Below are 26,045 nucleotides of genomic sequence, written 5' to 3' on the forward strand. Positions count from 1 at the left end.
ATATGGTACCCTGAGGTCCTGCCAATCCTGGCGGGCCTCTTTTTTATTTGATTCTGTACCCCCCCTTAAGGCTGTGGGGATCGGGAATGTCGAGTCCCAGATATCTCCGCATGCGGATGGCAGCTTGGGCGGCAATGACATCATCCAGCAGCAGCATCCGTTCATGGTAACCCCTGCAGACATATTTAGCCTCGACGCCAACTTCCAGCTTCTGCTGCTCATAGACCGTCAGACCACGGGCTCTCATCCCGGTACGGACATCCCGCAGGTCGGCTGTGGCTGCATCCGCTGCTGTCCGGAGAACCTCCAGGTAAGGAGCGGGTGTGCGCAGCTCTGAGGATATAATGGAAGCATCGCGTTCAAAAGCAGATAAAATGAGCGGCAGCAAAATGTAGGATTTCACCAGCAGATTGTCCTGGCTCTCTGCTCTGTGCATCAATCTCATCTCCTCTTACGGGAACGTATATTCGTATTTTAACTCGAAGTTCAAAAAAAAATCAATGGTATTTATAAATAAGGACTATTAATGTGACATAATTCACAATAAAATAGGAAAAATTATTTTATATTAAAATTGAAATAATAAAGATTAAAAATAAATCAGTACAAAAGGAGAATGGCAATGAGTCATGAAGGAAGTCTCCGCCGCGGTCTGGTATTCGGTTTGGTCCTTAGCGTTCCGCTCTGGGTATCAATGATTGGCTGGATGCAGCTGCTCTAAAAAAATGGATTCCTCCGTGTGCAGATTTTTCAGCCATCTATGCAAACTCCCTAGAAATGTCGATTGAAGACTGCTGCCAGGGTTTGCTTAGGCGCCAGTTTTTGTGAAAATATATGAATATCATAGAGCCATTACTATAAAAGTGCTCTCCGGTATGAGCGGAAAACGGGTGTTGTCCTTAAGGGGGATGGCGCCCGTTTCTTCAGGTGCGGATAAGAAGCGGTATAAGGAATAATAGTAGGACTAATATACTAAATTTTAATAGTTAAAATTGCGAGATAATATTTCTGGAAACAGGAAAATTTACTGCGACAAATTGCCGGGAATCTCGACCTGTTTCGGCAGTGAGGTATATTTGTCAATATTAAAAACCCTTATATATAAAGGTTTTTTTTAATTTTTTCCTCGAAAAAATATCGGTGAAGTGAAATGGAAATATATTGACAATATGCCAGCTGGCATCTAAACTAAGCTTAGTTCTAAAGTAACAAATATCACAGATTTAAGTGTGGCATTACATAAGCTTTTCCAATTTCATATCTATCATGTACAAACGCAAACCGTTTCGAAAGAGCGGGACGCAAAGTCAGGAATCTGATGCCCCTTAAGTCCGGGCTATGGTCGTCCGGCCGCCGTGAAGCTAACCCTTCGTGGCGGTCTTTTTTTGTTATAGTTCTGCGGCGGATTCATAGAATAGTAAATAGGAGGTGTGGACTATTGGGAAAAAGAGTGCGTAAAACGGCCGCTTTCATTCTGGCGGGCGTGCTGACCGTAAGCAGCGTCTTCACTTGGGGGACGGAGGTAAGGGCAACATCTGGTGTACCTTACACTCCAACGCCGGTCTTAGGGATTGCCGGGAATTTTAATGCTTTTATCTTCGACGATTTTACGCAAGGCAATGATCAGATTGAAGGCCGTCTTGCAGCGGGGGGGGGATATTACTCTCTCTGGAGGTTACGGGGTAGCTAGGGCATACAGGAACTCTCCAGCCACAGATGTACTCGTTGCCGGCAAGAAATTTAAACATTCGGGCAGCGGAGAAATCTACGGCAACGTTGTGTATGGGGACAGCCTTGAAGCCAATGAGCCTAGTGTGAACATTATAGGCGCGAAGAAGCAGGGAAGCACGATTGATTTCCCGGCTGAGAAACAGTATCTGATCTCTCGTTCCGCAGAATACGGGGCATTGTCCGATACGAAAGAGATTGGTAATAATAATTATGGAACACTTACAATAAGTGCGCCGGATTCTTTCAATGTAGTTCATCTGGATGCTTCAACGCTGGCGAGTACAAATAATATTCAATTTAATATTGCCCAGAATGCCACGTTGATTATTAACATAAGTGGAGCTACGGTCAATGTGCCGAGTTTTGCAATGAATAACGGGAAAGCGAGTCAAGTGCTGTTCAATTTCTACGAAGCAACCAAGGTAAATATTGCATATACAACCTTTTTGGGGACGATACTGGCGCCTAAAGCAGATGTCAATTATTCCGGAGCAGAGCTTTATGGAACTCTGATTGCCAAGTCTTTTAGCGGCGGGGTAGAAATGCACCTTGGAACGTACCAGGGAGATGGGCCGCCACCAAGTCCGACGCCGACCGCAACACCAACACCGAGCCCGTCGCCGACACCAAGCGCAACACCAACACCAAGCCCGACACCAGCCACAACGCCAACACCAACACCGAGTCCGACACCAACGGTGAAGCCGACCGCAACACCAGCGCCGACACCGACCGTGAAGCCAACGCCAACGGTAAAACCAACACCGACGGTAAAACCAACGCCAACACCTAAATGCACTCCAACGCCAACACCAACAGTGAAGCCGACACCAACAGTGAAACCAACACCAACGGTAAAACCTACCGCAACACCGGCGCCGACACCGACAGTGAAGCCAACGCCAACGGTAAAGCCGACACCGACAGTGAAGCCAACGCCAACGGTAAAGCCAACACCGACAGTGAAGCCGACGCCGACACCTAAGTGCACTCCAACACCAACACCAACAGTGAAGCCGACACCAACAGTGAAGCCGACACCAACAGTGAAGCCGACACCAACAGTGAAGCCGACACCAACAGTGAAGCCAACGCCAACAGTGAAGCCGACACCAACAGTGAAGCCAACGCCGACAGTGAAGCCAACGCCGACACCAACGGCTGAACCGACACCGACACCAACGGCAGCACCAACGCCGACACCGACGGCAGCACCAACACCAACGCCAACGGCCGAACCAACGCCGACACCAACGGCAGAACCGACACCAACGCCAACGGCTGAACCGACACCGACACCAACGGCCGCACCAACGCCGACGCCGACACCAACGGCCGCACCAACACCAACACCAACGGCAGAGCCGACACCAACGCCAACGGCTGAACCGACACCAACGCCGACGGCCGAACCGACACCAACACCAACAGCCGCACCAACACCAACGCCGACGGCCGAGCCAACACCGACACCAACGGCAGAACCGACACCAACGCCAACGGTAGAGCCAACACCAACACCAACGGCAGCACCAACGCCAACGCCGACGGTCGAGCCAACACCAACGCCAACAGCAGCACCGACACCAACGCCAACGGCAGAGCCAACACCAACGCCAACGGCCGAACCAACACCAACGCCAACAGCAGCACCGACACCAACACCAACGGCCGCACCAACACCAACGCCAACGGCCGAACCAACGCCGACACCAACGGCAGAACCGACACCAACGCCAACGGTAGAGCCAACACCAACACCAACGGCAGCACCAACGCCAACGCCGACGGTCGAGCCAACACCAACGCCAACAGCAGCACCAACGCCAACGCCGACGGTCGAGCCAACACCAACGCCAACAGCAGCACCGACACCAACGCCAACGGCAGAGCCAACACCAACGCCAACGGCAGAGCCAACACCGACGCCAACAGCAGCACCGACACCGACGCCGACGGCCGAGCCAACACCAACGCCAACAGCAGCACCGACACCAACACCGACGGCCGAACCGACACCAACACCAACGCCGGCACCAACGGCCGAGCCAACACCAACGCCAACGGCCGAGCCAACACCAACGCCAACAGCAGCACCGACACCAACGCCAACGGCCGAACCAACACCAACGCCAACAGCAGCACCGACACCAACACCGACGGCCGAACCGACACCAACACCAACGCCGACGGCCGAACCAACACCAACGCCAACAGTAGCACCGACACCAACGCCAACGGCCGAACCAACACCAACGCCAACGGTAGAACCAACACCAACGCCAACAGCTGAACCAACACCAACGCCAACAGCTGAACCAACACCAACGCCAACGGCCGAACCAACACCAACACCAACACCAACGCCAACGCCAACGGTAGAGCCGACACCAACACCAACACCAACGCCAACGGTAGAGCCGACACCAACACCAACACCAACGCCAACGGTAGAGCCGACACCAACACCAACGCCGACGGTAGAGCCGACACCAACACCAACGCCAACGGTAGAGCCGACACCGACACCAACGCCGACGGTAGAGCCAACACCAACACCGACACCGACGGTAGAGCCAACGCCTACTCCGACACCAACACCAGCACCGACATCACCACCGGCACCAGTGCCATCGTCTGCACCGCCTGTCTTTATTAATGTAGTGCCGACGCCGACTCCAATAATCGGTTATATCGTAAATCCCGATACAATAATCATTGATGATCCGCTGCCTTTGGGCCCTGTGGCAACAGCAACACCTCAGCCGTTAGTGGTGAAACCAAGCCTAACCCCAACACCATCAGTAACACCAAGCCCGACGCCGGTTGTGACCATCATTGATGAAAATATTCCGTTAGGCAATGTGCCTGCGGATGCTACGCTGCCGAAGACTGGTGAATCAAGTCCGGCTCCTTATTATTTGGTTGGTATAGCTCTTGCAGGATTGGGGATATTCCTTAGTAGAAGATCCAGAACAGATAAACGTAAATAAATGCAATCCGTAAGATCTTTATGAAAGATTGTTGGTAGCACCGCTGAATCGGGAAAAGGCTGCTTTGGGAGAAGACGTTCTCCCGAAGCAGCCTTTTTTATAACAATATATATTTATTTCTATATTTCTCGTGAAAGCGAATGTGCTAAGGGAAACGGAGTTGCGATTTTACGGCTGTCAGAGTTATTATTTAAGTTTAAATTTACAATATGAAAATTAGTTCTTTTTACATAGTTTCAAAAATACTATAAAGTCGAATCCGAGGGAGTATAGGGATTAGGGTTTTGGGCGGAAAGACTAAGCTTTCTATTGAAAAAACCTTTTGTAACAGTACTTTGGAGCGGATCGGTAGATATAATCTATTGCCAAATGTTTCAAAGGATTTCGTTGACAATAAGCCTAGATAGCGGATAAACTAAAATTAGTTCTAAAGTAACTAATGTCATAGACTTTAGTATGGAAGTTTGATTTAGTACATAATTTCACAATCTAATAGTTCACTGACGTATAAACGCAAACCGTTCGAAAGAACGGGACGCAAAGTCCAGGAGTCTAAAGCGCGATGAAGCGCAACGATCGTCCGACTGCCGTAAAGAGAGTATCCCTCTTTCCGGCGGTCTTTTTTTGTTATAAACGTGGCCTATATCTATATTAACTGTGAGGTGAGTCTGTATGTTCCAATTAACTAAATTCAAGCGTCTTATGGTGTTCGGACTTATAACAGTTCTGATTGTTGGAGGCGGCGGAATCATTTCACTGGGGAGCATTTCAGTTAGAGCCGAGGGGGCTTCTCTGCCGGGCAATGCGTCCAAGTATAATGTGTTCATATTGGGAAGTGTCGATGCCTACAGAAGCGATATTGAAGGCAGATTAGCCGCAGGCGGAAATGTGAAACTAAGTGAGGGTTACTCGGTGGGGCACAAACTAAGCTCTCAGGAAACGCAGGAGGCTTATTCTCTTGTTGCCGGGGGCGATCTTTACTATGAACGTGGAGAAACTGTCGGAGACGCGGTGTACGGCGGGAAATACAGCGGTAGCGGCGGCCCCCGTAATGGTACAGGAACCTTACAGCTGATAGCGAACGCCATAGACTTCACAGCCGAATTCGGCTTGCTCCGTGATAAATCGCAGCAGCTTGCAGGGCTTCCTACAAATAGTACTACAACTGACGATTATGGCAGTCTGATTCTCGTAGGTACAAATTCAGATGTTAACGTATTTGTTGTCAATGGCAGTAAGCTGTCTAGTGCTAATGGGCTGAGAATCGAGATTCCCAGCGGTTCGACGGCTGTAGTAAATGTATCGGGCACTTCAGTTACGATGAAAAATATGGGCATTAGAATTAATGGCAGTGATAATAAGGACAACTCTATGAATAGCAAAGTGCTATATAACTTCAGTCAGGCAACCCATCTTCAAATTGAGAGTATCGGAGTTATGGGTTCTATACTGGCTCCATATGCCTCCATTCAATTCAATAATGGTCAAATCAACGGAAATTTGATCGGAGCTTCGCTCTCAGGAACAGGAGAATCTCACCATGTTCCTTATAAAGGGCAAGATCCGCCGGAATCAACAGCAACGCCGGCAGTGACGCCGACGCCAACAGCGACACCGACGCCGGAATCAACAGCAACGCCGGCAGTGACGCCGACGCCAACAGCAACACCGACGCCGGAATCAACAGCAACACCGACACCAGAAGCAACGGCAACACCGACACCAGAAGCAACGGCAACACCGACAACAACGCCAACGGCAACGCCGACAATAGCTCCAACGGCGACACCGACAGCGGTACCGACACCAGAAGCAACAGCAACACCAACAGCAACAGCAACGCCAACAACAACGCCGACAGCGGCGGCAACACCGACAACAACGCCAACGGCGACACCGACAGCGGTACCGACACCAGAAGCAACACCAACACCAACAGCAACGGCAACACCAACACCAGCGCCGACGGCAACGCCGACAACAGCGCCGACGGCAACGCCGACAGCAGCACCAACGGCAACGCCGACAACAGCGACACCAACGGCAACGCCGACAACAGCGCCGACGGCAACGCCGACAGCGGCACCAACGGCAACGCCGACAACAGCACCAACGGCGACACCAACAACAGTGCCGACCGCAGCACCAACGGCAACCAGCACGAGCGTATTTGTTCCAAGCTTCGTGTTTCCGACATCAACTGCTCCGGTAGTGATTGGGACTATTGTGACTGATACTACTATCAATGATGACCCTGTTCCTCTGGGGCCGGCGGCATCACCTGTTGTGACGGTGCTGCCAACAGCGCCACAGCCGGTTGTAGCGGAGCCTACACCAGCACCTGCACCAGCGGCGGGACCGTCGCCTGAAGAAATCATTATCGATGACGAGATTCCTCTCGGCAGTGTGACTGCAGAGCAAACCCTGCCGCAGACGGGTGAATCAAGTCCTGCACCGTACTATATTACCGGTATCGCCCTTGCCGGTCTGGGCCTGCTTCTTAGAAGAACGGCCAGGGCGAACAAGCGAAAATGATTCACTTAAACGAAGAACATCAGGGTAAAAAGTGATTAAGCCGCTGTTTTTGGACGAAGGCTGCTGCCGGAGAGATATTCTCCAGGAAGCAGCCTTTTTGTATACGGGTGGCGTATTCTATCTGTAGCTTACCACTTGGGTGAAGAAGGTAATGCCGGACTCCCGGCAGTGTTTTTAGTTGAACGGATACCGTGCTATACTAGGCTCAAATTATTCATAAGCAAAAATTCACATTCCCTTAAAGGGAGGGTTGCTTACTGAGAGGGGGAACGATTATGTGGAGTATATACCTGCTAGTAATACTGGCTGTTGTTGCCGGGATTGTGGCGTATGCCGGATTCTATTTCTATGGAGTGGCTATTAAGCGGGCTCCCAAGGAATTCCTTGGCAAGACACCGGATTTGAAGGTGGACCCGCCGGTAGCCGGAGCTTCGTGGGGGGAAGGTGCGGAGTGGGTGGCGCGGCAGAACTTCCGGGAAGTGGAGCTGGTCTCGGAAGATGGCCTGAAGCTGAGAGGCTACTATCTGGCTTCAGAGCGTGCTGCGGGCCGTACCGTAATCATTGCCCACGGTTATTCCGGCAAAGCTAAGGATATGGGGGCAACCGCCAAAAACTATTATGACAACCTAGGATATAATGTGCTGCTGCCCGACGCCAGAGGCCACGGGAAGAGCGAAGGGGACTACATTGGCTTCGGTTGGCCGGAGCGCCGTGATTATCTGCAATGGATCGGGTTCGTTCTGAAGGAGACTGGGCCGGAAGCGCAAATTGTACTGCATGGCGTATCTATGGGCGGAGCGACGGTACTGATGACGGCTGGAGAAGAGCTTCCTCCGCAGGTCAAATCCATTGTTGCTGATTGCGGATATACTTCGGTCAAAGCACAGCTGTCCTACCAGCTGTGGCGGATGTATCATCTGCCAAGCTTCCCCTTTGTGCAGAGTGCCAGCCTGGTAACCCGGATGAAGGCCGGTTATTATTTCGGCGAAGCTTCAGCGCTGAAGCAGGTGCGCAAAGCCCGGGTGCCGATTTTATTTATTCACGGAGATGCGGATAAGTTTGTACCTTTTGCTATGATGGATGAGCTGTATAGTGCCTGCAAGAGTCCGAAGGAGAAGCTGGTGGTGCATGGAGCGGGGCATGGTCTTGCCTATGATACGGATAAAAAGGAATATGTTCGCACTGTAGGCGAATTCGTGGAACGATATATACACAGCTGTTCAGAGGAAATAAAGTATTAGACTGGCAGAAATGCTCAATAAGATTACGCACTGTAAGGAGGAATGGGAACGGAATGAATTTTGACCTTCGAGAATTAGCGTTGTTTGCAGAACAGGCTGTAACAAAAGCAGGTGACACAATTTCCGGATTGCGCAGTCGGGAACAAATTGAAGTGAATTTCAAGGATGATGGTGAACTTGTGACATCTGCTGATTTACTATCGGAAAGAATCATTCAAGAAGCCATAATAGGTAAATTTCAAGGTCATCGAATTCTTTCGGAAGAAAATGGAGTACATAACTGGGATGATTTCAAGTTTGACGGTCCGGTTTGGGTGATTGATCCCTTAGATGGAACGGTTAATTTTGCCCGGAACCTACCGCATTACGGCCTTTCATTGGCTTTTGCCCTTGATGGCGTAGTCCTGGCAGGAGCAGTATATGCGCCAGATTTGAACTGTACTTATGTTGGGATTAAAGGGAGAGGCTCCTATTGCAATGGTGAGCGTTTACGAACTCGTACATGTACTTCACTATTAGATGCTGTCATTGGCACAGGTTTTCCTCATGATCCGGCCAAAGTGCAGCCGGCAATCGAAAGAGTGAACCGGCTCAGAAGAAACTGCCGTGACATTAGGCGTTTTGCTGCGCCAACAGTAGACATTTGTTATGTGGCGTCCGGAAAATTAGATGCGCATACGGAAAGTCTTTCACCGTGGGACGTAGCCGCCGCAGGCTTGATTGCACGGGAGGCGGGCGCATTGAGTTGCAATGTACAAGGGGTGCCAGATGACATTCCTGCTGAACTTTATGGTGAAGAGGTCGTATTCACGACACCTGGAATCTTCGGGGATCTCTTGACATTATTGCGGAAGGAATCAGAATAAAAGGCTCAGTGTCCTTCAACATTGTTGTACGTGTGATTCAGTCTGAAAAAGTCCCCGGAACGTAGACGCGCCCGATATCCGCAAACAGCGGGTATCGGGCGCTTATTATGTTCCACACATGGGGCCTTTCCCTGCGTCAGGGAAGCAGCACAGCCATGTCTTATCGGTATATGAATCCCCCGCCGTTTGTTAGCGAAACGGGTGTCGTTGTTCCTTGTTTATTTCCAGCAGCCGTGTGGCGAGAGAAATCCTTCCAATACGACAAAAGCCCTACCTCTCTTTTGTCCTTGCGGCTCCGTGGCCGCGCCAGTGCGAATCGGAATGCTATGTTCGAATTTAATCTCATAAAAAGGAAGAGTACTGCAAGAAAACGTAAGATTTAGTGTCCAAACTGCCGATAATAGAGACAAGTGATTTATCGGCCTGACATCTTCTTGATGGGGATAAACATACTCGAAAACAAATATTCTATTATTATAACATGTGTCATATAGGAATGCAAGCGGATATTGGGCTGAGGCCGGGACGGGAATGATGGACAGATGAGACTATACAGAATATTCATTAAAAATCAGATCCGGAATTATATATTCGGCTCAGTAGTAGCGGTGCTGGCAGTAGGAAGTCTGATTCTGCTATCATCTCTGGAGATAAGCAGCATAGAATATTTCCGGCTCTTGCTTGTGCTCGGGCTGTCATTTATTATCATGGCGGTCATGGAGATTGGTGTTTTTCTCAATCAGATCAGACCGATCCGCACAGCACTGTATGAAGAAAACCTGACATTGCCAATGCTGGAAGAAGCGTATCTGCATACACATCAGATGCCGAGGCGTGCCGTTCAGCGGATTATGGGGCCGCATCTTCTGGGCCTCTCCCTGCCGGCCTGCCTGATGACATTCTGGATGATTTACAATGGCTGGATTACGGTTCCGTATTTCTATCTGATCCTGGCTGTGTGCGGAGCCATTCTTGTGGCATGCATGCATGCGCTAATTGAATTTTTCCTGACCTGTACGGCCATTATTCCGCTGATCAAAGAATTCAGAAACCGGGCGCTGGAGCAGTATGGTATTGATTTCTCTTTGGAAGGCCATGTATTTGTGCCGATCCGTCCCAAATTTCTGGTAAGCTGTATGCTAATCGGCACATTTCCGCTATTTCTGTTTATCATGGCTACGCAAATCCGTCTGCATGGTAATGGAGGTCCTGTAGGAGTGGTCGGACTTCAAAGCTACTGGGCGTGGGCGAGTATGGTGCTGCTGATCGGAACCCTTTTCTCATCGATAGCGGCCTGGCTTCTGACGAACAGTGTGCAGCATCCTATTAATGAGCTGTATCAGGCGATGAACCATGTAAGGGACGGCAATCTGATCCAGGTACAGGATGAGTACTCCGATGAATTCTCCAAGCTTGTCGCAGGATTTAATATGATGGTGCGGGGGCTGCAGACCCGGGAACAACAGAGCAGGCAGCTGCTTGACAGCTACTTCACTACACTGGCCGTGGCGCTGGATGCCCGTGATCCTTACACCGCAGGGCATTCACTGCGTGTCGCGGAATACTCGGTCATTATCGGCCAGCTGGCCGGACTCACCGGGCAGCAGCTGGATGATTTACGCAAGACGGCCCTGCTGCATGATATTGGCAAGATTGGGGTGAGGGACAGCATCCTGTTCAAGGAAGAAGCCCTTACGGATGAGGAGTTCGACCAGATTAAGAGCCATCCTGTGTTAGGAGAGAATATTTTGCGGCAGATTGAACCGGTAGAAAAAATGGCACCCTATCTGGGAGGCGTCCGTTCCCATCATGAGCGCTATGACGGTAAAGGATATCCGGACGGTCTTGCCGGTACGGATATTCCTTTACATGGCCGGATTATCGCTGTGGCGGATGCCTATGATGCTATGACCTCTAACCGTCCTTACCGCAAAGGGATGGATCACGACCGGGCGCTGGCTATTCTGGAGCAGGGAAGGGGCACTCAATGGGACCCGGAATTTGCCGGACTATTTCTGGCGTACTTTGGACGGAAGCCGGAACCTCTTCAGACAGGTTATCCAATCAAAACAGGATAAGGATGTGCGGTGTTAAACCAGTTATCCTTATATTTCTTGCTGAAGCGGATGCCATCCAGTTTATGGAGGGTTCCGCTTCTGCTTTGCGTGCCTATTTTGTGAACTGCCATTGAAATGCGACAATTAACGACTACATTCATTGAAGGATTGAGGGCGGACCGTTATAATTATTAAGTCTGGATTTTAATTAAAAAATAAGGGAGATTTCTATGAAACGCGCAGATGTGCTGCTGATTTCTATCGTTCTGATTGCTGCGCTCGCTTTTCTCGTGCCGAGATGGCTGTCAAACGATGCTGATAAAGGTGGGCCCGGCAAGGAACTTACGGCCAATATAACGGTAGACGGCAAGCTGTTCAAAACAGTCACGCTTACCAAAGAAGAGCAAACCATTGATATCCGTACAGAACGCGGCTATAACATTTTGAAGGTGCATGATTATGGGATTGAGATGTACGATGCGGATTGTCCCGATCAGGTATGCCTCGGCTTTGGATTTATCACTCTGCCGAAGCAGACCATAGTATGCCTTCCGCACCGGGTATTAGTTGAAATTGCAAGTGCGTCGGGGGAGGATGAAGTAGATGCCTATGTCCAGTAGTGAATCAGCTACAGCGCTGAAACGGACGGTCATTATTGCGATCTTCGCTGCCGTAGCCGTAGTGCTGAGTATTGTCGAGGCTCAGATTCCGCTTGCAGGAATGGGGCTGATGCCCGGGGCCAAGCTGGGTTTCGCCAATATTATGATTTTGACCTGTATTTACTTTTTGCGTGGACGAGATGTGTTCGTGCTGGTCATTCTGAAGACGCTGCTGACCGCATTTCTGCTCGGCACACTATCCAGTCTGCTCTTCAGCCTGTTCGGCTCGCTGTTCAGCTTTATAGTCATGTTCGCGCTCGTGAAGCTCGGCGGCAAGAAGTTCAGTGTGATCGGAATCAGTATTGCAGGGGGACTAGCTCATAATACCGGCCAGTTGCTTGCGGCGTCGTTTGTTTTCAATTCAACGAGTATTTTCTACTACTTGCCGATTCTGCTGATTACCGGGATCGTAACGGGGATTGCTGTCGGCTTTGCCGTCCGGTATGTCGTAGCCTCTCTGTCCAAAATATCCTTGTTTGAAGAGTTCCTGAACGGACCGGGCCACTAGCAGCGGAAGGATGACTAACATGAATCAATCGTACAAAGATACAGAGGCTGGTGAGGAACCGGCCGTTATTACGCTTGCAGGGGTCTCCTTCGGATATGATCCGGAGCATCCGATTCTCCATGATATTAACGTGTCTATTCCGCAGGGCCAATGGGTAAGCATTGTCGGACCTAACGGCTGCGGGAAGTCTACGCTCGTTAAGCTTTTGAATGCCTTGTTGCCGAAGAGTGCCGGGGAGATCTCTGTCTGCGGTCATACGCTGCAGGAAGAGACAATCGGGGCCATCCGGCATTGCATCGGGATGGTATTTCAGAATCCGGATAACCAGTTCATCGGGCAGACGGTAGAGGAAGATATCCTTTTCGGCCTCGAAGGCCTGTGTCTGCCCTACGAAGAGATGAAGCAGCGGCTTGATCTCTATACCGTGAAGCTGGGCATTGATCATCTGCTGTCCAAGCATCCCGGAGAGCTGTCGGGCGGACAGAAGCAGCGTGTCGCGCTTGCTTCGATTCTTGCCATGAAGCCAGGCATCGTCATCCTCGACGAGGCCTCTTCTATGTTGGACGAAGGCAGCCGCGACGAGCTTATGGGTATTCTGCGGGACATGCAGGCAGAAGGGACATACACCATTCTGGTCATCACGCATGATGCGGATGAGATACTGGCCTCCGACCGTGTCCTTGCTCTGCATGGCGGAAGCATTGCGGCGGATGTGCCGCCTGCGGAGCTGTTCCGTAATGAAGAGCTGCTGGAGAAATACCATTTGCGGGAACCCTACTCTTGGCGTCTTGCCCGTGAACTGCAGAGCCGGGGAATTACGGTGGATGTACCCGCCAGCGAAAAGGAGCTTATAGACACACTATGGCCATACAACTACAGCAAGTAAGCTACACGTATGCTGACCGCAGTATGTGGAAGCAGACGGCGCTGCATGGGATTAATCTGAATATTGCACAGGGGTCGCTGACCGGGATTGCCGGGGCAACGGGCTCCGGCAAGTCCACACTGCTCCAGCTGTTCAACGGGATTCTCAAACCGACAGAAGGCACGGTGCAGGTGCTTGATGTGACAATTACTGCAGGAGAGAAGTCGCCGAAGCTGCTGCCGCTGCGCCGGCGGGTTGGACTGGTCTTTCAATTCCCGGAGCAGCAGATGTTCGAGGATACGGTGGAGAAGGATCTCTGCTTCGGGCCGCTTAACTTCGGCATGAGTCTGGAGGAGGCCAAGGAGCGGGCACGCAAAGCGATGACGGACATGGGCCTGGACCTTGCCCTGCTGGAGCGCAATCCGTTCCGCCTGAGCGGCGGGCAGATGCGCAAAGCGGCCATCGCCTCGGTGCTGGCGATGGACCCGGATATTGTCGTGCTGGATGAGCCGACAGCCACGCTGGACCCGGTAAGCCGCGCTGAGCTGATCGCGCTGCTGGAGCGGCTGTGCCGCGAGCAGGGCCGGACGATCATCATCGTGACGCACCGGATGGATGAGCTGCTGCCGTATGCCGACAGCTGGGCCCTGCTTAAGGACGGCGGGCTCGCCTTCCAGGGCAGCGGCCAGGAGCTGGCCGCTGATCCGGCGATTCTGGAGCGCTGCGGACTGACGGTTCCGCAGTCGCTCCGGTACTGGCAGGCCGCCTCCCAGCGCTTCGGCCTGACCGGCGAGAAGCCGCTCCTTACGGCGGAGGCTCTCGCGGAACGGATCGCCTCCTTGCTCGCAGAGCGCAAGATTGCCTCCGGGACGGAAGAAATGGGGAATGGCCATGAATGAGCGTCTGCTGCTGGGCCGCAGCATTGATACGGGCTCCTGGGTCCATAAGCTGGATGCCCGGTCCAAAATTACGGGCATGCTGCTCTACGTAGTGATTATCCTGCTGTCGAATTCGTGGATGGCGATCGGGCTCATAACTGTGTTCTCCATCATTGTTATGGCAACCACCCGCATCCCGCTTAAATATTTCATTAAGGCTGCGAAGCCTTTGCGTTATCTGATGTTATTCATCTTCATTGTGCAGGCCCTGTCCGTGAAGGAAGGGGATGTCCTGTGGTCGCTGGGCTCTTTCTCGCTGCATGAGGGAGGCCTGCGGCTGGGTGCATTCTCGGTCATCCGCATGCTGTTCCTGCTGACCTTCACGGCACTGCTGACCTTTACGACAACACCCGGCAAGCTGAACCAGGGCCTTGAAGGTGTGCTTGCTCCGTTCAAGAAGCTCGGCCTGTCACCGGACCGGATTACCCTGATGATCAGCATCGCGCTGCGCTTTATCCCGACGATTCTCGATGAGGCGCAGATTATTCTGAAGGCGCAGGCCTCGCGCGGCGCCGATCTGAAGGAGCTGCCCTTGAAGGAGAAGGCGCGGATGCTTGTCTCCCTGCTGGTTCCGGTCATCGCCAGTGCCTTCCGCCGTGCCCAGGACCTGGTGTATTCCATGGAAGCCCGGGGCTTTCGCATGGATGCGCCGCGCAGCCGGTATCACCGCCTCAGGTGGGGCGCCGCTGATACGCTGTTTGTTGCTATGTTCGTTGTCTTAGGTATTGCAGTAGTATTATTGTAGGAAGTTTAGGAGGAAACAAGAATGGCACGTTATTTTAATGGTAAAGAGATTGAATTATTGGCACCAGCAGGAACGTTTGAAATCTTCAAGGCAGTGATTGAATCGAAGTGTGATGCGGTGTATTTCGGCGGTCCGGTGCTGAATATGAGAATGATGCGCAAGGGCTATAACTTAAGTCATGAGGAAATTATTGAAGCCGTGTCGATCGCCCACAAGCTGGATAAAAAAGTATACGTCACTGTAAATAATCTGTTCAGCGAAGAAGATGTGGAAGAAGCCAGAGAGTACCTGCGGTTTCTTGACGGAGCCCGTCCGGATGCGCTGATCGTGCAGGATATGGCTGTGCTGGAGCTGATCCGCGAGATGGAGCTTACCGTTCCGGTTCACGCTTCGGTCATGATGAATGTGCATAATCTGGAGATGATTCACGCATTGAAGGAGCTTGGCGTCAGCCGGGTCGTTACCTCGCGTGAGATGGATCTGCAGACAGCGAAGCTGCTGGGAAACAGAAGCGGTGTGGAGCTGGAATACTTCATCCATGGCGATATGTGTTCCGTGCATGGAGCGAACTGCTATTTCAGTTCCCAGGTGTTCGGGATGAGCAGCAACCGGGGCAAATGCATGAAGCCTTGCCGCTGGGATTACCGGATTAAGCGCGACGGCTATGTCTTCCCTGCGGAGTACCCGCTGGCCGTGAAGGATATGTTCATGTACGAGCATCTTCCGGAGCTGATTGAATCCGGCATTACGTCCTTCAAAATCGAAGGCCGCATGCGCGACCAGGAATTTATGGTGAGTCTGGCCAACAGCTATGGCGATGCGATTGACCGCTATATCGATGATCCGCTGGGCTTTGACCGCACGGCAGATTCCAAAGAGCTGTACAAGAACCGCAAACGTGATTTTTCCACCGCATACGCTTTTGGCAAACCGGGACTTACGAATATTAACCGCCGCTATGAAGGTACAGGCAAGTTCTACAGCACGGGCAAAGTATTCAGTACGCCGACTGCAGAGCGTGAGCTGTCCGAAGCACGGGTAATGCAGCTGCGCGAACGGATGGCCGAAGACAAACGCAGTAAGCAGACGAAGCCGGAGCTGGCTGTGCGGGTGAACAATATGGAACAGGCGCGCCTCGTGCTGGAGATGGGTGTAGAGAGCTTGTATCTGCCGGGAGATGTGTTTGAACCGGACCGTCCGTTCACGAAGCAGGATATTAAGGATCTAGGAGCCATCAAAGGCCGGACCAAGCTGTATCTCGGAATGCCGCGGATGATGACGGAGCTGCATTTTGATCAATATGACCACTTGTTGAACGGGGAGAAGCTGCCGATTGACGGCTTAATGATTACGAACCTCGGAGCAATCCGCCGATACCGCGGGACCGGTTACCCGATGATTGGTGACGCCAACTTGAATGTTTACAACCATCTGTCTGCCGGACTGTATACCGGACTCGGACTTACGAAGCTTACAGTTTCACCGGAAATGACATTGGAGCACTTTGCCTCCTTCATCTCCCGCAGTGATCTGCCTCTGGAAGTTGTGGTTCACGGAACGCCGGCGCTGATGTATATGGAGCATGATCTGTTCGAGAATACGGAAGTGATGGAGCCGATTGGTGAGGAAGACAACCAGTTTGTCAGCAATGATGTGCTGGTGCTCAAAACCGACAAAGGTGAGAACCCGGTCTACCGCGACCAATACGGCCGCTGCCACCTGCTGTTTGCCAAAGAATTATGTTATCTGCCGATGCTGGATGAGATGAACGGACTTGGGATAACGAGCTTCCGGATTGAAGGGGCTACTTATAGCACGGATGAACTGCGCACGATTATTGCGGCCTATCAGGCTGCGATGAATGGGGCGAAGCCGGACAATGATCTGCTGGGCGGACTGAAGCCGGTATACGCGGGCTACACACTGGGCTCACTGCAATTCAATTAATAATAATTCAATTTTAAAATAACGCTGTGGCGAGTATAATAACGGTAAGTGGCGCATTCATAAGTTATTATTTTCACAAACTAATGAGCTGAATTATATTTCATATCAATTCAACATCTTAGCCATCATCTTGGATTATCAGCAGCTGAAAGCGAGGGAACCTTCATGGAACAGAGCAATATCATTGGAAGAGATGCGGTAGCCGCCAAAAGAAAGCAGTATTTCTACCCGTGCACCGCACATTTTTACCGGGATGCACCGCAACTGGTACGCGGAAGCATGCAGTACGTGTACGATGAGAACGGCAAAGAATATACGGATTTCTTCGCCGGGGTATCGGTGGTCGCCTGCGGCCACTGCAATCCGGCGATTACTTCCCGCACGATAGCGCAGCTGCAGCAGCTGCAGCATACCTCGACCGTCTATCTGACCCAGCCAAATGTAGATTTAGCCGAGCGTCTGGAAGGTCTGCTGCCGGGCACACTACGCCGGACATTCTTCGTTAACAGCGGCTCGGAAGCAAATGAAGGGGCGCTGCTGCTGGCCCGGATGCATACCGGACGAAAAGGCTTCATTGCCCTGGAAGCCGGCCTGCATGGCCGGACCAACCTTACCATGAGCGTGACCGGCCTGCAAATGTGGCGGACAGACGCTTACCTGGATGAAGACGTGACGTTCATTGAGCGTCCGTACCATCCGGAGATGACGCTGGAAGACGCTGCTGCGCGGTCGATTCAGAGCCTGAAGCGTGTTCTCGCGGAGAAAGGCGACACCATCGCCGCCATGATCGTCGAACCGATTCAGGGAAATGGCGGCATGATTATGCCTGCCCTGTCGTATTTCCGTGAGGTGAAGGCGCTGCTGGAGCAGAATGGTATCTTGCTGATCGACGATGAGATTCAGACCGGCTATGGCCGTACGGGAGCTATGTTTGCTATGGAGCATTTCGGCGTAGTTCCGGACATCATCAGTATGGCTAAGGCACTGGGCAACGGAGTACCTGTCGCTGCCTTTTCAACTACAGATGAGATTGCAGCTTCACTGAACAAGCCATCAGCCTCGACGTTCGGGGGCAACCCTGTATCCGCCGCTACAGCACTGGCTGTGCTGGATTATATCCAGAGTGAGCGGCTGCCGGAGCGTGCGGCTGAGCTGGGCGGACGTTTGAAGGCGGGCCTGCTCCTGCTTCAGGAGCGTTATCCTGCGCTGATCACCGATGTGCGGGGGACCGGATTCATGCTGGGTGCCGAGCTTGCCGGTTCCGAAGCTGAGGGTGCGGCTGACCGGACAGACCTTGTACTTGAAGAGATGAAGGACCGCGGCTACCTGATCGGCAAAAACGGCATAGGCCGTAATGTTCTCGCCTTCCAGCCGCCGCTGGTCGTCACCGCAGAGAATATTGATGCTATGCTTGCTGCCTTGGATGAAGTGCTGTCCCTGGTCAAGCAAGCGATTCATTGAAGAAAGAGGCACAACATTATGGTTATCATTAATGCTTTTAAGCATACGGCACTTAAATTGAAAATGTTCAGCGAGCTGGTCATGTTCTCCCATACGCTATTCTCCCTGCCTTTTGCCATCATCTCGATGGTATGGGCGGCGGGAGGCTGGCCTTCCGGCCATATGATGCTGTGGGGGCTGATCGCTCTAATCGGCGCGCGCAACGGGGCCAATGCGTTCAACCGCCTGGTGGACCGTACCTTTGACGGCAATAATCCGCGTACAGCACACCGGCATCTGCCGCAGCGTCTGCTTGCTGAGAAGGAAGTCATCCTGTTCATCATTATCAACTATGCGCTGTTTATTGTCGCATCCGGGATGCTGAATCTGCTCTGCCTGCTCCTGTCGCCGGTGGCCATCGTGCTGATCTCGACCTATTCGTATACGAAACGCTTTACTTTCCTGAGCCATCTGTATCTGGGCTTCGTGATTGCTTCAGCTCCCATCGGAGCCTGGTTTGCTGTAACGGGGAATATTGCCTTTACGCCATTCGTTATCGGAACTGTGGTGATGCTCTGGATCGCCGGATTTGATATCATTTACGGAACCCAGGACATTGATTTCGACCGGAAAAATGGCTTATGGTCCATTCCGAGCTTCTTCGGACTGGAGAACGCCCTGCGGATCTCCAAGGGTCTGCATTTCATTATGATTATGCTGCTGCTCTTCCTGTACCTCTGGCGTGATCTCGGCTGGATGTATCTGGTCGGTATCGGGATTGCTACACTGCTGCTGATGACAGAGCACAAGATCATCAAGCCTTCGAACCGTAAGATGATGAAGGTGGCTTCTTATAATTTGAATCAGGTGATCAGTATGGTGATATTGCTGTGTACGCTGATTGATTATTTTTACGTTAGCTAGTTTGCGGGGGCGCTGTGGGGGCGGCTGGCGGCTGGCCGGCGCTGGAAAGCGAGAGAGGTTAGGATGCTGCACTGCGCGGAATATTTGGACCTCCGATCGCTGTTAAGCTCAGATTCCCTGATTAGAACCGCTGTGAGCGGTAGGAATCCGAGCTTAGCATATGCTTCCGATGCGAGCTTTCCTACGGAAAGCTTTCAGGCGAACGCTGACGCTTCTCCAGTTCCAAAATTCCTCTCCGTTCAGTCCTAACCTCTCCCCAGGCAAGATTAACTTCAAAAAGACAACAAGCCTACCCAGCGGGGCGGGCGGCAAAGAGCGCGACAAGCTTAGGCTTCGCGCTTTTCTTTTTGCTTCCGTGAGACACCCCCAAGAGACACCCCCAAGAATAACCCCCCAAGGGACAACCCACAAGAGCAAACCTAAAAAGCAAACCTAAAAAGCAAACCACTAAGCTAAACACGCTCACGTTCGCTTTGCTGCGTTCGCTTGATTAGCAACATCAAACGGGTAGAATTAATGCCCGGCTTAACTATTTCTGGTGCACGCCGTACAGTAGAATCCATCAAAAAACACGAATGAATCCTACCTATTAGGTTCTTCTATAGTTTTGGTCTCCATAAAGTACCTGTGTAAATCTGTACGGGCATAATGTTGTACGTATTACAACTCTGATTCAACGATAAAGGGGTGTTCGGACAGATTGTTGTATGAAATACAACAATTGTTCCGTTAAGCGGCTCTGAAGAGGAGAAATGCTGCAGTTTGTACAACAATTTTAGTTTAAGGCCCAGTTTATGAGGGAAATGTTGTATTCTGTGCAGGATTTTCGAAAAAATCAGCGGGATATAGGCGGGGGCTCGCATAAAGCAAAAAAAACGAGCCCCAAAGGGCCCGTTTAGCAGGAATTTAGAAAGTGTGCAGTTGCTAACCGGCTGCACGGATGGCAGCTCCGGCTCAGTGGTCACGGCCGGCGAAATACTGCAGCAGTGTTTCCAGATCGGCATGCGCCGGGAAGCTGGAGAGCTGCTGCACGATCGCTGCAGCCTTGGACAGGTAGTCCTGGCTGACAGCTTCTGTGCGGGCCAGAGCGCCGCTGTTCTTAACCAGTTCCAGTACATGCGCGACCTCTTCGGAAGAAGAAGAGGGGCCAATCCGGCGGATGACAGGAGCAAGCTCAGGGTCCTGCAGGGCGAAGAGTACAGGCAAGGTAACCTGGCCGTGGCGTAGGTCGCTGCCTGCGGGCTTGCCGAGCACATCCGCCGACTGCGTGAAGTCGAGAATGTCATCCTGAATCTGGAATGACATGCCGAGCGATTCGCCGAAATTGTATAGAAGATCGGCGACGTCTTCGGTGCTTTCTGTGGATAGTGCACCTACCCGCAGGCAGGTAGCCATCAGCAGCGCTGTTTTGTTCAGTGATTTCTCCAGGTACTGCTCCAGCGTAAGGTCATAATCGAAGGCATGCTCCATTTGCTGGTATTCTCCCAGACATAGCTGGGCAGTGGCCACGGAAGATAAATCGTGAACATAACGGTTCTTGTCACCCGAATACTTGCTTAGCAGCTCGATAACGCGGGCGGACATATAGTTGCCGATATGCACAGCAGATAAGATGCCGGTCTTGGTATGCAGCGCAGGCTCGCCCCGCCGCAGCTCGGCGTCGTCAATAATATCATCATGAATCAATGAGGCAACGTGGATGAATTCAGCGGCTGCGGATAATTGCAGTGTTCTGCGTACGGCCGGCTTGCGTCCGAAACGGCTGCCGACAATGACCATCAGCGGGCGTAGCCGTTTGCCGCCGGAGCCGATCAGTTCAAGAATGCTCTGCGCCAGCTGTGACTTTTTGGGTACATCCTTATCGCGGGTCACCAAATTCTTAATTTCGCGGTTAATTTCATTCAGATCAATATTCAAGGCCTCATGCAGCTTCATCTTTTGTGTTCCCACCTGTCAAATGGCTTTGCTTGTGCGGCTTCGCTGTCTGCGCTCCTGAATGAGGAATTCATCAAACCCCTGGGCCGGATTGTGTTCCGTGAAATCTCCATTTGAACGTCCGATTTGCATTTTTTTGATTGAGGGAGCCAAATATGCAACCAGATCTAGCTCCCGGCATTTCACTGCAAACTGCAGGTAAAAGCTGTATAGGTAATCTCCATCCAAAATGTTGCGGGTCAGCTCAGGATGATGTGGGACACATTCCATATGGCGCTGTGCAGCCACGGTAAGAATGGTATAAATACCTAGCAAATGGACTTTGCGGTCATATTCCAGATCATGGCGTTCCAGTACCGAGAGCAGCTGCTCACATTCTGCCGGAGAGAGAGACAATCGTATTCCGGCGATCGGGGACATTTCAGCCTGAAGCATCCGGAACGTATCTTCAATGAGTTTTTTGTTCACAAGATTCTCTCCTTCTTGTCGGTTTTGCCGGAAGAAACCAAGCCCTGATTATCCCTACAAAACCATTCTGTTGCAAATTTACACGAATATGTGCTTTCACCTTATTAAACAAGGAGAGTAATGTGTCCTAGGGACACATTACTCTTAAGAACAGCATATTCAGCTTGTAGCAACGCAGCATGTGCGTGCGCTGCTACTGTAATAAGTTAGTATGCACTTACTTAAGAAGTTACCCGTAAGATCAGTCGGTAAACAGATACCAGCGCCGGACGAGGGGTATCTTCTTCCACTGCTTCTTGAGCCAAGGAAGAACATAGTAATCCAGACCGAACACGCTGCCGGATCCGCCGATGCAGGCAATAGCTGCCGCAACGTACCAGAGCATTTCTGTGGCTGCCATCTTGGTGGTCCAGATCATGACCGCCATACCTATAGTAGCCAGGGAAGAAATAGCAGTGAACAAACCAACGATAAGCATAACACCGAAGACGATTTCGGCACAAACCATGCCGATTTGGAACCATTTAGCCAGGAAGGTGTAAGAACCGTCCGGGTTGTAGAACATAAGATCCATGAACCAGTTAGAGATATCGTAGATGAAACCTGGAACCGGCAGAGCCGATACTGCTTCTTTGGCAGTGGATACTGCGGAAGCGGCAGATTGGGCATCTACGGTGGTTTTGACGGCATCAACAGCTACACTGGCAGCTGAAGTGGCGTCTGCATAAGGAGCTGCAGGAATCAGGAAAATCTTATTGGGATCAACCCAAATTTTTCTGATCTTCTCTATACCTTCATATAGCCACATACCACCCAAGAGCATACGGAGCGGAACGAGCCAGAAGTTCGGCGAGCGCTTGGAGAAGTATCCGCCGACAAAGCTCTTGCGGTTCTCAACATGGAAGAACTCGTGCATCATATAAGTCCATACTTTGTTGAAGCCTACAACCTGGGACAGGTAGAACATATTGATGAAATGTTTGGACAGCATAGCCATGAAGCCGGTCAGCATGAAGAACTTGCCAGGAAGACCAACGTTCGCTACACCGTAGCGGCTGCCGATCGAAACCATGGTACCGTGGAATCCTGGTTTGTAAGCTTTTTTAGGCGTGCCCTTGATATCGGCAGTAATATTGTTTGCGATAACAGGTGCAGCTTGCTCAGCATTCTCAACCATTTGCGGAACCGGACGCTCTTCGCCTTCAGGGATGAAGAAGATGTTATCCCCTACAACGTATACGTTCTTATGGTCAACACTTTCAAGGTGTTCATTCGTAACAATACGTTTGCGGCCTTGCTGCTGAACATCAAGACTGCCAACGATTTCGGAGCCTTCAACACCGGCAGTCCAGACGATGGTCTGAGCATCCACGATGTTTTTCTCACCGAGGGCTACAGAGCCTGTGCCTACTTCGGTGATTTTGGCGCCGGTAACGATTTCTACATTCAGCTTGCGCAGGCGAGCTTCGGCTTTCTGGATCAGCTTCTCTGGAAGGATAGGCAGAATCTTCGGAGCCATATCAGCCACAATCAGTCTTACTTCAGAAGGATCAATGAAGAATTCCTTACACAGTTCTTCACGCTGCTCAGCCATTTCACCAACCAGCTCGACGCCAGTGAAGCCGGCACCGATGATTACGAAGGTCAGCATGGAACGGCGTACGGCCGCATTCTTTTCCTTCGCAGCTTTGGTGTACATGTCGCGGATTTGACGCTTCAGAGCAACGGCATCGTCGTAAGACCAGAAGGAGAAGGTATTCTCTTCAGCTCCGGGAATTCCGAAGAAGGTTGGTTTGCTTCCTGTGCCGATTACCAGGTAATCATAAGCATAGGTAGCTTTGTCGGATTTCAGCTTCTTGCTCTTGAAATCGATATTGCTGATTTCGTCGAGAACAACATCTACTTTCAGGCCGGCAAAGATTTTCTTTAAGTCAATTTTGATCGAATCCTCAGGTGCGCGATTCGCAGAAACCTCATGCAGCTCAGTCAAGAGAGTGTGGTATGGATTTCGGTCGATCAGTTTGATTTCTACATCTTTGTCGTTCTTAAATTTCTTTGCCAGTTTCTTAGCCGTGAGTACGCCGCCGTAGCCGCCGCCCAAAATGACTATTTTCTTCAAGAGAAACTCACCTCATTCGTCTGATTAGCTGCAAAAGGATAGCGAATAATTATTTCGCGCCTTCAAGTGCTTTTTCTGCAAGTGTGAAATATTCACCAACGTGGATAGATACGCCGGAAATTGCATCTGTTTTGCCTTCAGCATCCAGGGTAGGAGCTGCGCCTTTATTTTCAAGGAAGTATTTCTCAGCAAGAGCGATTTCTTCGTGCCATTCAGCAGAAGCACCGCCAGCTTTCATTCCATACTTACCGTCTACAGAATATTGTTTCTTATCATCGCCTGCAGCATTCACGCCGCTGAAATTAACAGCTACGATGTTGCCGCCTGCAACGGATATAGCTACAGTGGATTTCCAGCCGGATTCAGCATCCATTTCGCCTTCAGCTTTGTAACCGCCGTCTTTGTAAGGGCCAACTTGTACTGGACCAGCAGCAAGAGCAGCTTGAGCAGCGCCTACGAAGTCACTAACATGTACAGATACGCCGGATACAGCATCAGTATGTCCTTCAGCATCGAAAGCGAGTGCTGCCGGATCTTGTTTTTCAATCAGGAAAGCTTCAGCTTTAGCTGCTTGCTCGTGCCATTCGGATTGAGCGCCGCCAATTTTAACCAAGCCGTAGTTGCCGTCTTCAGATACTTTTTTCTTCAGATCGCCGGCTGTTTTGGTATTGAAAGCATTCCAGTCAGCTTTGGTGATTTTGCCGCCTTCTACAGTTAGCAGAACGAATGTCTGCCAGCCAGTTTCTGCATCAACATCAACTGTTCCGTAGTAGGTGCCGTCTTGGTATTTGCCTGTTTCTGTTCCAGCGTCAGCTGCCGGAGCAGTTGTTGCGTCAGCAGGAGCAGCGGTCGCAGCAGCAGGTGCAGTAGTTGCAGCAGCGTTGCCCGCATTGTTGTTGTTGCCACAACCCGCGAGTAAAGTGCCAAGTACCAGGGCGCTCGACAAGATTACAGAAGCTTTTTTCATTTTGATATGACCTCCAAGAAAATAGTTTAAAATATATATATTAAAATGTAAAACATTTTAATAGTATTTGGAAGTGATAAAAATCACTTTATAAATGACATTTGTCACTTTGAAATCGGTCTAAGGTCCCTTTTTGTAGCAGCCATACGACATATATCGGCAGACAATAAGAAAAAATTTAATTATCTCGTTTCTTGTTCGATGGCATTCTAGCACAAGCTGAAGAATACTCATGTGAAAATAATCACTTAAATGATAAATAAATTTACTTCTGAAGTATATCAAATTTTAAAATATATGAACAGCTTTTTAAAAGACTATTATGTGACAAACTATGACTTTCTTTGCGCTTTGCGTTGCTGTCCCGTTATAGGGGCCTGTCCGGGGGGTTCGATTCATTCAAAGGGCTAAAGGGTAATATTTCACTAGGAATTATAAGCTTGTGCCATACATTAATCGACAACTAAGGAGATGAGCTTGTAGTGGACAATAATGTGCTAAAAGGAAAATGGCTGCAGATCAAAGGTGAAGCCAAGAAGCAATGGGGCAAACTGACCGATGATGACCTCGATGTGATAGCTGGCGAAAAAGATAAACTGGTAGGCAAGCTGCAGGAGCGTTACGGCCATTCGAAGGATGATGCAGAGGCGGAGTACCGCAACTGGGAGCAGTCGATCCGCAGCTAAATAAATGAATAAGGCCTCAGATCAGATCATCATCTATGCAGGGAGAGGCGGATGTCTATGAATCATTCCCGCGTCGTCACAGGCAGGATTATTGAGATAAATGATAATCGGGTGCTTACACAGCAAGGAGAGACCCTCTGTACTTATCACCCCCGGTACTATATGCTGCCGGAAGCAGAGACATGGACACCGGCCGAATGTGATCTGAATGAGGCACCTGTTATACAGCTTGGCGGCATAGGCAGAGCTTCCGTACCCACAAGGCGGTGGAAGGCAAGGCTGCACTGGTTCTCGCCGCAGAAGAAGAGCGCAAATCGCATCTGATTTGCGCTCTTCTTCTGTAAGCATGCACAAGGGAGATTGCGAAAAATCCTACTTCCTATACATATGCAACATCACTGCGGTTTCATGATTTCATTTC

Annotated in this window: 21 protein-coding genes and 2 riboswitches; of the genes, 16 read left to right on the plus strand and 5 right to left on the minus strand. The window is 50.9% G+C overall.

Going from position 1 to position 26,045, the window contains the following annotated elements:
• Window positions 1–43: 43 nt before the first annotated feature.
• Complete coding sequence (locus tag PBOR_RS02475; protein ID WP_042210278.1) at window positions 44–436, minus strand: YhjD family protein; 393 nt, start codon at window positions 434–436, stop codon at window positions 44–46.
• Between the two features lie 829 nt (window positions 437–1,265).
• A riboswitch (cyclic di-GMP riboswitch) is annotated at window positions 1,266–1,358 on the plus strand.
• A gap of 80 nt (window positions 1,359–1,438) precedes the next feature.
• On the opposite strand from PBOR_RS02475, the gene PBOR_RS37280 reads away from it, so the two are divergent.
• From PBOR_RS37280 to PBOR_RS02555, 14 genes are all read left to right on the plus strand, one after another.
• A complete protein-coding gene (locus PBOR_RS37280) occupies window positions 1,439–1,690 on the plus strand; it encodes a collagen-binding domain-containing protein (RefSeq protein WP_042210279.1) in 252 nt (83 codons plus the stop codon).
• On the plus strand, window positions 1,620–4,724 hold the full coding sequence (locus PBOR_RS37590; RefSeq protein WP_218918878.1) for a choice-of-anchor A family protein: 3,105 nt from the start codon (window positions 1,620–1,622) through the stop codon (window positions 4,722–4,724). Before PBOR_RS37280 ends, PBOR_RS37590 begins: the two co-directional genes overlap by 71 nt.
• 502 nt (window positions 4,725–5,226) lie before the next feature.
• Window positions 5,227–5,316: riboswitch (cyclic di-GMP riboswitch) on the plus strand.
• Window positions 5,317–5,396: 80 nt separating this feature from the next.
• Window positions 5,397–7,259, plus strand: coding sequence for a choice-of-anchor A family protein (locus PBOR_RS36765; RefSeq protein ID WP_157763958.1), 1,863 nt, complete (start codon window positions 5,397–5,399; stop codon window positions 7,257–7,259).
• 275 nt (window positions 7,260–7,534) lie between these two features.
• Window positions 7,535–8,500, plus strand: coding sequence for an alpha/beta hydrolase (locus tag PBOR_RS02505; RefSeq protein ID WP_042210281.1), 966 nt, complete (start codon window positions 7,535–7,537; stop codon window positions 8,498–8,500).
• Window positions 8,501–8,553: 53 nt separating this feature from the next.
• A complete protein-coding gene (locus PBOR_RS02510) occupies window positions 8,554–9,366 on the plus strand; it encodes an inositol monophosphatase family protein (RefSeq protein WP_042210283.1) in 813 nt (270 codons plus the stop codon).
• A gap of 542 nt (window positions 9,367–9,908) precedes the next feature.
• Window positions 9,909–11,444 carry an HD-GYP domain-containing protein gene (locus PBOR_RS02515; RefSeq protein ID WP_042210284.1) on the plus strand — a complete coding sequence of 512 codons (1,536 nt, stop codon included), beginning with the start codon at window positions 9,909–9,911 and terminating at the stop codon, window positions 11,442–11,444.
• Between the two features lie 209 nt (window positions 11,445–11,653).
• Window positions 11,654–12,043: a NusG domain II-containing protein gene (locus PBOR_RS02520; protein ID WP_042210285.1), complete on the plus strand. Its 390-nt coding sequence runs from the start codon at window positions 11,654–11,656 to the stop codon at window positions 12,041–12,043.
• Window positions 12,027–12,590 carry a Gx transporter family protein gene (locus PBOR_RS02525; RefSeq protein WP_042210286.1) on the plus strand — a complete coding sequence of 188 codons (564 nt, stop codon included), beginning with the start codon at window positions 12,027–12,029 and terminating at the stop codon, window positions 12,588–12,590. Before PBOR_RS02520 ends, PBOR_RS02525 begins: the two co-directional genes overlap by 17 nt.
• Window positions 12,591–12,609: 19 nt before the next feature.
• Window positions 12,610–13,476, plus strand: a complete 867-nt coding sequence (locus PBOR_RS02530) for an ATP-binding cassette domain-containing protein (protein ID WP_052429300.1) — start codon at window positions 12,610–12,612, stop codon at window positions 13,474–13,476.
• Window positions 13,452–14,354 (plus strand): energy-coupling factor transporter ATPase, encoded by a 903-nt coding sequence (locus PBOR_RS02535; RefSeq protein ID WP_042210287.1) that lies wholly within the window; start codon window positions 13,452–13,454, stop codon window positions 14,352–14,354. Before PBOR_RS02530 ends, PBOR_RS02535 begins: the two co-directional genes overlap by 25 nt.
• Window positions 14,347–15,138: an energy-coupling factor transporter transmembrane component T family protein gene (locus PBOR_RS02540; protein ID WP_042218838.1), complete on the plus strand. Its 792-nt coding sequence runs from the start codon at window positions 14,347–14,349 to the stop codon at window positions 15,136–15,138. Before PBOR_RS02535 ends, PBOR_RS02540 begins: the two co-directional genes overlap by 8 nt.
• Window positions 15,139–15,159: 21 nt before the next feature.
• Entirely contained in the window at window positions 15,160–17,085 is a 1,926-nt protein-coding gene (locus PBOR_RS02545; RefSeq protein WP_042210289.1) for a peptidase U32 family protein, read from the plus strand.
• Between the two features lie 165 nt (window positions 17,086–17,250).
• The gene (locus tag PBOR_RS02550) at window positions 17,251–18,546 is read left to right on the plus strand and encodes an aspartate aminotransferase family protein (protein WP_042210290.1); all 1,296 of its coding nucleotides are present in this window, start codon (window positions 17,251–17,253) and stop codon (window positions 18,544–18,546) included.
• Between the two features lie 18 nt (window positions 18,547–18,564).
• On the plus strand, window positions 18,565–19,449 hold the full coding sequence (locus PBOR_RS02555; protein ID WP_042210291.1) for a UbiA-like polyprenyltransferase: 885 nt from the start codon (window positions 18,565–18,567) through the stop codon (window positions 19,447–19,449).
• A 954-nt stretch (window positions 19,450–20,403) separates the two neighbouring features.
• Here PBOR_RS02555 and PBOR_RS02560 read toward each other — a convergent pair.
• The 4 genes from PBOR_RS02560 to PBOR_RS02575 all read right to left on the minus strand — a co-directional run bounded on the left by PBOR_RS02560 (window position 20,404) and on the right by PBOR_RS02575 (window position 24,938).
• On the minus strand, window positions 20,404–21,384 hold the full coding sequence (locus PBOR_RS02560) for a polyprenyl synthetase family protein (protein WP_042210293.1): 981 nt from the start codon (window positions 21,382–21,384) through the stop codon (window positions 20,404–20,406).
• Window positions 21,385–21,402: 18 nt separating this feature from the next.
• Window positions 21,403–21,852, minus strand: coding sequence for a hypothetical protein (locus tag PBOR_RS02565; RefSeq protein WP_042210295.1), 450 nt, complete (start codon window positions 21,850–21,852; stop codon window positions 21,403–21,405).
• Window positions 21,853–22,093: 241 nt separating this feature from the next.
• Window positions 22,094–23,971, minus strand: coding sequence for an FAD-dependent oxidoreductase (locus tag PBOR_RS02570; RefSeq protein WP_042210297.1), 1,878 nt, complete (start codon window positions 23,969–23,971; stop codon window positions 22,094–22,096).
• A 49-nt stretch (window positions 23,972–24,020) separates the two neighbouring features.
• A complete protein-coding gene (locus PBOR_RS02575) occupies window positions 24,021–24,938 on the minus strand; it encodes a hypothetical protein (RefSeq protein ID WP_042210298.1) in 918 nt (305 codons plus the stop codon).
• A 482-nt stretch (window positions 24,939–25,420) separates the two neighbouring features.
• On the opposite strand from PBOR_RS02575, the gene PBOR_RS02580 reads away from it, so the two are divergent.
• Both PBOR_RS02580 and PBOR_RS02585 read left to right on the plus strand, forming a co-directional pair.
• Window positions 25,421–25,624 carry a CsbD family protein gene (locus tag PBOR_RS02580; protein ID WP_042210300.1) on the plus strand — a complete coding sequence of 68 codons (204 nt, stop codon included), beginning with the start codon at window positions 25,421–25,423 and terminating at the stop codon, window positions 25,622–25,624.
• A 57-nt stretch (window positions 25,625–25,681) separates the two neighbouring features.
• Window positions 25,682–25,948 carry a hypothetical protein gene (locus tag PBOR_RS02585; protein WP_042210301.1) on the plus strand — a complete coding sequence of 89 codons (267 nt, stop codon included), beginning with the start codon at window positions 25,682–25,684 and terminating at the stop codon, window positions 25,946–25,948.
• The last annotated feature ends 97 nt before the right edge of the window (window positions 25,949–26,045 follow it).

This window comes from Paenibacillus borealis, from assembly GCF_000758665.1.
Taxonomy (GTDB): Bacteria; Bacillota; Bacilli; order Paenibacillales; family Paenibacillaceae; genus Paenibacillus_AQ; species Paenibacillus_AQ borealis.

Coding starts and splice junctions, on each gene's coding strand:
- PBOR_RS02540 (WP_042218838.1), top strand. CDS start 14,347: ATGAATGAGCGTCTGCTGCTGGGCCGCAGCATTGATACGGGCTCCTGG.
- PBOR_RS02545 (WP_042210289.1), top strand. CDS start 15,160: ATGGCACGTTATTTTAATGGTAAAGAGATTGAATTATTGGCACCAGCA.
- PBOR_RS02475 (WP_042210278.1), bottom strand. CDS start 436: ATGCACAGAGCAGAGAGCCAGGACAATCTGCTGGTGAAATCCTACATT.
- PBOR_RS02530 (WP_052429300.1), top strand. CDS start 12,610: ATGAATCAATCGTACAAAGATACAGAGGCTGGTGAGGAACCGGCCGTT.
- PBOR_RS02585 (WP_042210301.1), top strand. CDS start 25,682: ATGAATCATTCCCGCGTCGTCACAGGCAGGATTATTGAGATAAATGAT.
- PBOR_RS02505 (WP_042210281.1), top strand. CDS start 7,535: ATGTGGAGTATATACCTGCTAGTAATACTGGCTGTTGTTGCCGGGATT.
- PBOR_RS02515 (WP_042210284.1), top strand. CDS start 9,909: ATGAGACTATACAGAATATTCATTAAAAATCAGATCCGGAATTATATA.
- PBOR_RS02525 (WP_042210286.1), top strand. CDS start 12,027: ATGCCTATGTCCAGTAGTGAATCAGCTACAGCGCTGAAACGGACGGTC.
- PBOR_RS02560 (WP_042210293.1), bottom strand. CDS start 21,384: ATGAAGCTGCATGAGGCCTTGAATATTGATCTGAATGAAATTAACCGC.
- PBOR_RS02555 (WP_042210291.1), top strand. CDS start 18,565: ATGGTTATCATTAATGCTTTTAAGCATACGGCACTTAAATTGAAAATG.
- PBOR_RS02520 (WP_042210285.1), top strand. CDS start 11,654: ATGAAACGCGCAGATGTGCTGCTGATTTCTATCGTTCTGATTGCTGCG.
- PBOR_RS02510 (WP_042210283.1), top strand. CDS start 8,554: ATGAATTTTGACCTTCGAGAATTAGCGTTGTTTGCAGAACAGGCTGTA.
- PBOR_RS37590 (WP_218918878.1), top strand. CDS start 1,620: ATGATCAGATTGAAGGCCGTCTTGCAGCGGGGGGGGGATATTACTCTC.
- PBOR_RS02575 (WP_042210298.1), bottom strand. CDS start 24,938: ATGAAAAAAGCTTCTGTAATCTTGTCGAGCGCCCTGGTACTTGGCACT.
- PBOR_RS02550 (WP_042210290.1), top strand. CDS start 17,251: ATGGAACAGAGCAATATCATTGGAAGAGATGCGGTAGCCGCCAAAAGA.
- PBOR_RS02535 (WP_042210287.1), top strand. CDS start 13,452: ATGGCCATACAACTACAGCAAGTAAGCTACACGTATGCTGACCGCAGT.
- PBOR_RS36765 (WP_157763958.1), top strand. CDS start 5,397: ATGTTCCAATTAACTAAATTCAAGCGTCTTATGGTGTTCGGACTTATA.